At 61.5% G+C, this 8,265-nt stretch carries 5 protein-coding genes and 1 pseudogene; 4 read left to right on the top strand and 2 right to left on the bottom strand.

All coding sequences use genetic code 11. The annotated features are described in order from the left end of the window. Window positions 1–449 precede the first annotated feature (449 nt). The 3 genes and pseudogenes from HX817_RS25775 to HX817_RS25765 all read left to right on the top strand — a co-directional run bounded on the left by HX817_RS25775 (window position 450) and on the right by HX817_RS25765 (window position 3,939). Window positions 450–1,580, top strand: coding sequence for a carbon-nitrogen hydrolase family protein (locus HX817_RS25775; RefSeq protein ID WP_008431963.1), 1,131 nt, complete (start codon window positions 450–452; stop codon window positions 1,578–1,580). A 4-nt stretch (window positions 1,581–1,584) separates the two neighbouring features. Further along, window positions 1,585–2,619, top strand: a complete 1,035-nt coding sequence (locus tag HX817_RS25770; protein WP_177021050.1) for an AraC family transcriptional regulator — start codon at window positions 1,585–1,587, stop codon at window positions 2,617–2,619. A 300-nt stretch (window positions 2,620–2,919) separates the two neighbouring features. Next, window positions 2,920–3,939 (top strand): annotated as a pseudogene (locus HX817_RS25765) (pyruvate dehydrogenase). A 144-nt stretch (window positions 3,940–4,083) separates the two neighbouring features. Here the strand turns inward: HX817_RS25765 and HX817_RS25760 are convergent. After that, complete coding sequence (locus HX817_RS25760; protein ID WP_008431958.1) at window positions 4,084–4,554, bottom strand: MarR family winged helix-turn-helix transcriptional regulator; 471 nt, start codon at window positions 4,552–4,554, stop codon at window positions 4,084–4,086. 145 nt (window positions 4,555–4,699) lie between these two features. Here HX817_RS25760 and aceE point away from each other — a divergent pair, with 145 nt between their 5' ends. Next, window positions 4,700–7,369 (top strand): pyruvate dehydrogenase (acetyl-transferring), homodimeric type, encoded by a 2,670-nt coding sequence (gene aceE / locus HX817_RS25755; protein ID WP_177041589.1) that lies wholly within the window; start codon window positions 4,700–4,702, stop codon window positions 7,367–7,369. On the opposite strand, the gene HX817_RS25750 is transcribed toward aceE, so the two are convergent. Further along, the gene (locus tag HX817_RS25750; RefSeq protein WP_003207865.1) at window positions 7,370–8,209 is read right to left on the bottom strand and encodes a DUF2242 domain-containing protein; all 840 of its coding nucleotides are present in this window, start codon (window positions 8,207–8,209) and stop codon (window positions 7,370–7,372) included. Window positions 8,210–8,265: the final 56 nt, after the last annotated feature.

Genomic DNA, 8,265 nt, shown 5'->3' with positions numbered 1-8,265 from the left:
ACATTGATGGGTGCGAAGAGGAAGTTCATGGACTCTTACGCACACATCTTTACTTGTACATACAAGCATATGCAAGGTTGTTGCCAACTCGACGCGTCGTTGAACAGAGAGGCCTGTAAGGCGCTGAAACACCTGAGTTGCGCGGCCAGCCCTCCGCGAACCCATCGCGCGAATCAACCTTGGCGAGGAACTTGCGCACGGTATTGAGGCACAAAGTAACAATCTGCCAGAAGCTGGTGCGCGCACGAGTAACATCCCACGGCATTGACCAGCGCGCGTGCACCTGTGGTCACAACCCGTTACTGTCGACCCTGGAAAGATCAGGGCCGCGGCGAAAACACGCACTCAAGGCTTTTGAGATTTTCGTGCCAAACCACGGTTTTTCGTACCCAGCCCAGAAATTTGAGAGAAAATGCAAACCCAGCACACGGTCCGTTGTCATTTGCCCCATGCGTAAACTTCTTGGCTTCACCCTCATCATGGCCCTGGTCGCCGCCGTTTCCGCCTATCTGGTCTGGACCCAGGAGCGCCCCGTGGGCCATTACCTGTCCGACCTGCGGATCAACCTGGCCGTCGACCAGGGCGTGCCCGCCGACCGCGGCAACCTGCTGGGCATCCAGCCGGAACTGTTCCCCGCCGACTACCAGAGCCTGGAACGCCTGCACCTCAAGCTGGCGGCCTATCTGCAAAACGCCCGTGACCAAGGCCTGATCAACGACAAGACCATCGTGGTACTGCCGGAACATATCGGCACCTGGCTGATGGTCAGCGGCGAAAAGAACGAGCTGTACCAGGCCACCAACCTCAAGGAAGCGATGAACTGGTTGTCGGCGAGCAACCCGCTGCTGTTCCTGCGGGCCTTGATCAGCGCCAAGGGTGACGACCGCATCGACGACGCCTACCTGCGTATGAAGGCCCCGGCCATGGCCCGCGACTATCAAGTGCTGTTCGGTGGCCTGGCCAAGGAATTCGGCGTGACCCTGGTGGCCGGCTCCATTGCCCTGCCCAACCCGAGCGTCAACCAGGGCCAGCTGCAGATTGGCCATGGCGCGCTGTACAACACCAGTGTGGTCTTCGACCGCGATGGCTTGCCGCTGGGCCAGCCGCAACGCCAGCTGTATCCGATTTTTGACGAGCGCGGCTTTATTGAGCCGGGCGATGAAAACAGCGTCAGCGTGGTCGATACCCCGGCCGGGCGCCTGGGCATCCTGATCGGCAGCGACAGCTGGTACCCGGACAACTACCGCAAGCTCAACGAGCAAGGCGCCCAGTTGGTGGCGGTGCCGGCCTTCGTGATTGGCCGCGAGACCTGGGACAAGCCGTGGCGCGGCTTCAAAAGCGTGTCGACGCCAGCCGAGATCAGCCTCAAGCCCGAAGAGCTCAGCGAAGGCGAAGCCTGGCACCGCCTGACCCTGATCAGCCAGCAACCCATCAGCCAGGCCACCGCCGGCATGAGCGTGTTCCTGCGCGGGCAGTTCTTTGACATGGGCAGCGCCGGGCAAAGCTTCCTCAGCAGCAACGGCCAGGTGTTCGCCGACGGCAATGCCCGTGGCGCGCGCCTGCTGAACGTGTGGCTGTAACTCAATGAAGCCGGTGCGGCTTGGGGATTTGTCGGTGGGCTTCGTCCACACCTTGGCCGATGCGATCCACAGCCATGGCCTGGACCCGCAACCGTTGCTGCTGCAATACGGCCTTGACCCGGCACGCCTGGCCGAGGCGGGTGCACGCTTGTCGATCCCGCGCTATATGCGCCTGGGCTTTGCGGCCATCCAGTTGACCGGCGACGCCAGCCTGGGCCTGCGCATGGGCCAGCTCAGCCGCCTGAGCCAGGCCGGGCTCGCCGGGGTCACCGCCGCCCAGGCGCCCACCGTGCGCGAAGCCGCCCGTACCCTGACGCGCTTCGAAGCCTTGTACGGCTCCAACTATCGCGGCCAGTCGAGCTTTCACGAGGACACGGATGGCGCCTGGTTGCGCTTCTATTCCATCAGCCCCTACAACGCCTACAACCGCTTTGTGGTGGATTCGATCATCGCCGGGTGGCTGCATCAGTTGTCGAGCCTGAGCCTGCAACCGGTGCAGGCGCAACGCATCGAAATCGAATTCGAAGCACCGGACTACAGCGAGCGCTACAGCGTGCTGGGGGACTGCCCGATCCAGTTTGGCGCCGAGCACAATCAGTTGCGCCTTAGCCAGCAAACCCTGGCCCTGCGCAACCCGGAACACTGCCCGAGTACCTGGCAATTACTGGTGCAGTTGTGCGAACGGGAACTGGAGCAGTTGACGCGCACCCGCAGCCTGCGCGAGCGCATTACCCGCTTGCTCGGGCCGATGCTCAATGGTGGCCGGGAACCCGACCTGGAAGAAGTGGCGTCACGCTTGAAACTGCCGACCTGGACCCTGCGGCGCAAGCTGGCGGAAGAAGGGACTCAGTTCCGGGCGATTCTCAACGACACTCGCCGCGACCTGGCCATGACCTACATTCGCGATACCGAACTGGCGTTCGGTGAAATTGCCTATTTGCTCGGTTTTGCTTCAGCGGAAGCCTTTCAACGGGCGTTCAAGCGCTGGAACAGCCAGACCCCAGGGGAATTTCGCCGCAGTCAGCGGCATTCCGCCTGACGTCTGTCTTACAGCTCGGTGGCATCATCGGCCGGATCCAGCGGATCCAGTTCAAAGGCGTGGTACTCGAGCAATTCTTCTTGGTAATCGTCCATGGTTGACTCCTTGTTTTATGAAAAGGGGTTGCTTAGTGACCTGCACAACCAGCCTAAAGTGCCGTCATGACGAAAAAATGTCCGTGGCATGACGTTCCTGCACTTCAGGATTAAACGTAGCAGGATTGCCTTGATTTAGCCGGATGAATTTTAGATGCAACTGCAATCATTGCAATTGCAATCGTAAGCCAAATTCCTTTAGGGTATGGGCACCCGTTGCCAAGCGACCCTGCTCATGACTGCCAGCACCGAACGCTCTGCCCTGATCTGCATCGACGCCCTGAATGCAACGCAGCAGCCCCGCTGCTCGCCCCTGTATAGCGTGATGACCATGGCCAACACCCTGGAGTCCAGCCGGCAGGCGTGGGTGATTCGCGGCCAGTCGCGCTCACGCCGAGTGGTGAGCTGGCCCACCTGGTTCGCGCGCAATACCGGGGAAAAACCCATGCTGTACCTGCACACGGCCGCGTCATCGGCGCAGTTGCGCGCGCTGTCCGGCGAGACCCGTCAGCGGGGCATCCTGTGCAACGACAATGCAACCCAGCCCTCCCCTTCACTGCCCTAATGGCTGGCCAGCAATCCTCACTGCACACCTTATGACCCGGCCTCCGGCGAGGAAGCCCGGGCGATTGTGCTGGCGGGTTTGCAGGCGCTGTATGTCGACGGCGAGCCGGGGTTCTACTACCTGGCACTGCACGATCAACACGAAGGGCCAGGGCTGAGCCCGCAGGATAGTGAGCATGCGCTCAGGGGCATGTACCGGGTCCGGCGCTCATACACCAGTGAATTGAGGGTGCGGTTGCTGGGTGCGGGTCGAGCGTTTGAAGAAGTCGTGCACGCCGCGCAGTTGCTCGAGACGGATTGGAACGTCGAGGCGCAACTGTGGAGTTGCCCCAGCTATACACGGCTGGCCCGCGAAGCGAATGCGGCGCAACGCTGGAACCGCCTGCACCCGTTGGAACCGAAGCGCAGTTGTCATCTAAGGGATTGCCTGGCTGGGGATGGCGCGCCGGTGGTCGCGGTCACCGGGTATCCGCAGCCGATCGTCGATCAATTGGCGGGGCATGTGGATGCGCGGTTTGTGGCGTTGGGTGCGGGCTCCGTGGAAACGTCTGCACCCAGTCGATATTGGGTAGCGGTGCTGGCATTGAAGGCGTTGGCGGATGACGGCTGGATCGAAGCAGAACAGGTGGAGACCGCCCTGAATCGATATCACCTGAAATGACGATCTGCAATCCATCGCAGATCAAATGTGGGAGCGGGCTTGCTCGCGAAGACGGTGTGCCTGTTGATATTACTGTTGCTGACACACCGCTTTCGCAAGCAAGCCCGCTCCCACACGGAATCCGCGTCGCCTGGAATATTTGCTTCAGGTCTTACGCCGCCCACGGGTCTGCACACCCGCCTCCATCGCCAGCCCTGCAGTGCGTTCCAACGCCTCGGCAAAACCCCGGCGTTGCTCGCTGTCGAGCTGCGACAAAAACAATTCATCCACGCTGCTTTCGTAGATTTTCCACATCTTTTTACGCAATACCCGGCCCGCGTCGGTGATCGAGACAAAGGCAGCACGCCCGTCACCGTCGGAGCGCGAACGCACCACCAGGCCGTCCTTTTCCAGGCGGTCGACCAGACGCGTCAGGTTGTAGCGTTCGATGGCCAGCACATCGGCCAATTCGTGCATGCGCCGGGTGCCATCGGGGCCACTTTCCAGGCCCCACAAAGCGTCGTACCAGGCATACGGCGGCAGACCGGCATCGGCCAGGCGCCGTTCGATTTCACGGATGACCGTCCTGTGGGCCCGAACAAAACGGAACCAGACATCAGGCTCTTTCGACGACATGCAACACCATCCGGGGAATTTCAAGAAGGTTGCAATAGTAGCTCATCCCGCGCTAGATTCAGCCATGTAGTTGCAATTGCAACTACATTCGCAAAGCTCCCACAAGGAGCCCACACGCTGAAACCCGTCCACCCTGGAGCCTGACATGACCCCGAACACTGCAGTACGCCTCGACGACGATCCACAGGAAACCCGCGAATGGCTGGAGTCCATCGAATCGGTGCTGTCCACCGAAGGCCGCCCGCGCGCGCATTACCTGATTGATCAGTTGCTGGATTTCGACGTGGCGCGGCATGGCGACTTCTACGGGCGGGTGACCACCCCGTACGTCAACACCATCCCGGTAGACCGCCAGTTGCCCTACCCCGGCAACCTGGCCACCGAGCGCCGGCTGAATGCGTTTATTCGCTGGAACGCCATGGCCATGGTGCTGCGCGCGGGCAAACATTCCGGCGTGGGCGGGCATATCGCAACCTATGCGTCGGCTGCGGTGCTGTATGACGTAGGCTTCGACCATTTCTTCCGTGGCCGAACTGAAAGCTTCGATGGCGACCTGGTGTACATCCAGGGCCACTCCGCGCCGGGCATTTACGGGCGGGCGTACCTCGAAGGCCGGATCAGCGAAGCCCAGCTGGACAACTTCCGCCGGGAAGCCGGTGGCGACGGTTTGTCATCCTATCCGCACCCTCGCCTGATGCCGGACTTCTGGCAGTTTCCTACGGTTTCCATGGGCCTCGGACCGATTACCGCCGCGTATCAGGCGCGCTTCATGCGCTACCTGGAGTTCCGCGACCTCAAGCAGCACCAGGGCCGCAAGGTGTGGGCGTTCCTCGGTGATGGCGAGATGGATCAGCCGGAATCCCTGGCAGCCATTTCCCTGGCCGGGCGCGAGAAGCTCGACAACCTGATCTTCGTGGTCAACTGCAACCTGCAACGCCTGGATGGGCCGGTGCGCGGCAATGCCAAGGTGATCCAGGAATTCGAAAGCCTGTACCGCGCCGCCGGCTGGAACGTGATCAAGGTAATCTGGGGCGGCGGCTGGGATGCGCTGCTGGAAAAGGATAAAAGCGGCTTGCTGCGCCAGCGCATGATGGAGTGCGTGGACGGCGACTATCAAAACTACAAATCACAAAACGGCGCCTACGTGCGGGAACACTTCTTCGGCAAATACCCGGAGTTGCTGGCGCTGGTGGCAGACATGTCCGACGACGACATCTGGAAACTCTCACGGGGCGGCCATGACCCGGACAAGGTCTACAACGCCTATGCCGCCGCCGTGCGTCACAGCGGCCAGCCGACGGTGATCCTGGCGAAAACCGTCAAGGGCTTCGGCATGGGCGAGGCCGGCGAAGGCCAGAACATCAACCACCAGTTGAAAAAGATGGGCGCTGAAGCCGTCAAAGCCTTCCGCGATCGCTTCGGGCTGGAAGTGGCCGACGACCAACTGGCTGAAATCCCGTATCTCAAACCGGCCGCCGACAGCGAAGAGGCCCGCTATTTCGCCGCCCGCCGCCAGTCACTGGGTGGCTACGTGCCGGCTCGCCATAGCGCGGTCGAGTCGCTGAAGATCCCGGAACTGGATGCCTTCGCCACCCAGCTCAAGGACACCGGCGAACGCGCGATCTCCACCACCATGGCCTTTGTGCGCATCCTCGGCACCCTGCTCAAGGACCCGAACCTGGGCAAACTGATCGTGCCCATCGTGCCGGACGAGTCCCGCACCTTTGGCATGGAAAGCCTGTTCCGCCAGATCGGCATTCACTCCGCGGTCGGCCAGCTCTACACCCCACAGGATGCCGGTCAGCTTTCCTACTACAAGGAAAGCAAGGACGGACAGATCATGCAGGAAGGCCTGAATGAATCCGGCGCCATTTCCTCGTGGATTGCCGCGAGTACGTCCTACGCCAACCACGGCTTGATGACCGTGCCGTTCTACATTTTCTATTCGATGTTCGGCTTCCAGCGGGTCGGCGACCTGGCCTGGGCCGCAGGTGATGCACGAGCGCGGGGCTTCCTGCTGGGGGCGACGGCCGGGCGCACCACGCTGATGGGCGAAGGCCTGCAGCATGACGATGGCCACAGCCATGTGCTGTCGTCGGTGATCCCGTGTTGCATTTCCTACGATCCGACGTTTGCCTTCGAGCTGGCGGTGATCATTCGCGAAGGCATGCGCCGGATGTACGTCGAGCAAGAGGACATCTACTACTACATCACCCTGCTCAACGAAAACTACCCGCACCCGGCGATGCCCGAAGGCGTCGAGGGCGGGATTCTCAAGGGCATGTATCGGTTGAAGGCGGCTGAAGACACCACGCAACCACGGGTACAGCTGATGGGCAGCGGTTCGATCCTGCGGGAAGTCATCGCCGCCGCGGACCTGCTGCGCGATGATTTTGCCGTGGCCAGCGATGTGTGGAGTGTCACCAGCCTGACCGAGCTGCGCCGGGAAGGCCATGCCGTGGAGCGCTGGAACCTGCTGCATCCTGAAAGCGAACCGCGTACCAGCTATGTCGAGCAGTGCCTTGAGGGCCAGCCCGGGCCCGTGGTGGTCGCCACCGACTACATGAAAATCTTTGCCGATCAGATTCGCCCGTTTGTACCGGGCCGGCGCTTTGTGGCGCTGGGCACCGATGGCTTCGGGCAATCGGATACCCGCGAAACCTTGCGCGAGTTCTTCGAGGTGGACCGGTATTTCATTGCCCTGGCGGCCTTGAAGGCGCTGGCGGATGACGGCCTGATCAGCCGCGCCAGGGTGGCGGAGGCGATCAGCCGCTACGGGATCAACGTCGACAAGGCCAACCCCGTAGCGGTGTAGTTACTGCGCAGGCGTCGGCAGAGGCGGAATCGCTTCGGTCGGCGCCGGCAGCGCAGGAGTGGTGGCTTCTGGCGCAGGTGCCGGGGCTTCCTTTGGTGCAATCGGCGCAGGTTCCGCCGGTGGTACCACCGGCTCCGATGCCGCTGGCACTACCGCCGGCGTCACTGGGGCTGCCGGTGTGGCCGGCGCTTCTTTTGGCACTTCTTTCGGCGCTTCAACCTTATCGGCCTTATCGGCTGCCGGAGCTGCCTTAGGTTCCGGGATGCCCAGGTCAGCCTTGGGTTTCTCTGGAATATGCGCTGCCTTTTTCACTTCCTGGGGCAGGAAAACGTCCACCAGGGCGAAATAACGCTCATAAAACTTCGGCGCAGACACCGTCTCGCTGGCCACCTTGACCATGGAGTCGTCGGTGGAGCCAATCGGCATCGACACCGAACCCAACACACCCACACCGAGGCTGGCGGAGTTGTTGACCTTCTTCAAGGCGTAGCGATCCTGCAAGGCGTTGGCGAACATCGTCGAGTGATGATTGCCGCTGCCATCGTCGGCACACACCACGTTGAAGCTGATCTGCAGGTGAGTTTCGCCGGTCTGCTGGAAGCTCTTGTTACCCGCCACCAGCTTTGGATCGCTGCTGGTGATGATGTAACCCTGGCTCAACAGCGCACGCCGCGCCGCTTCGCAGGCCGCCGTGTCACTGACCGGGTAATCACGGGAAAACGTGCCGGAGTCGTCGAAGTTCTCATGTTCATAAATAGCGGTCTTGGGTGACGAGCAGCCCGCAGCGCCCGCCAGCACCAGCGCCAACCCGAGGCTACGCAAGTGAAATGATGTCGACATCGAAAATCCTGAGGAAAACAGTCAGGGCGGTATTGTGCAACAGAACGTGGCCTCGG

The organism is Pseudomonas sp. C6002, assembly GCF_013385805.1.
Classification (GTDB): Bacteria; Pseudomonadota; Gammaproteobacteria; order Pseudomonadales; family Pseudomonadaceae; genus Aquipseudomonas.
This window is presented reverse-complemented; position numbering and strand designations above follow the sequence as displayed.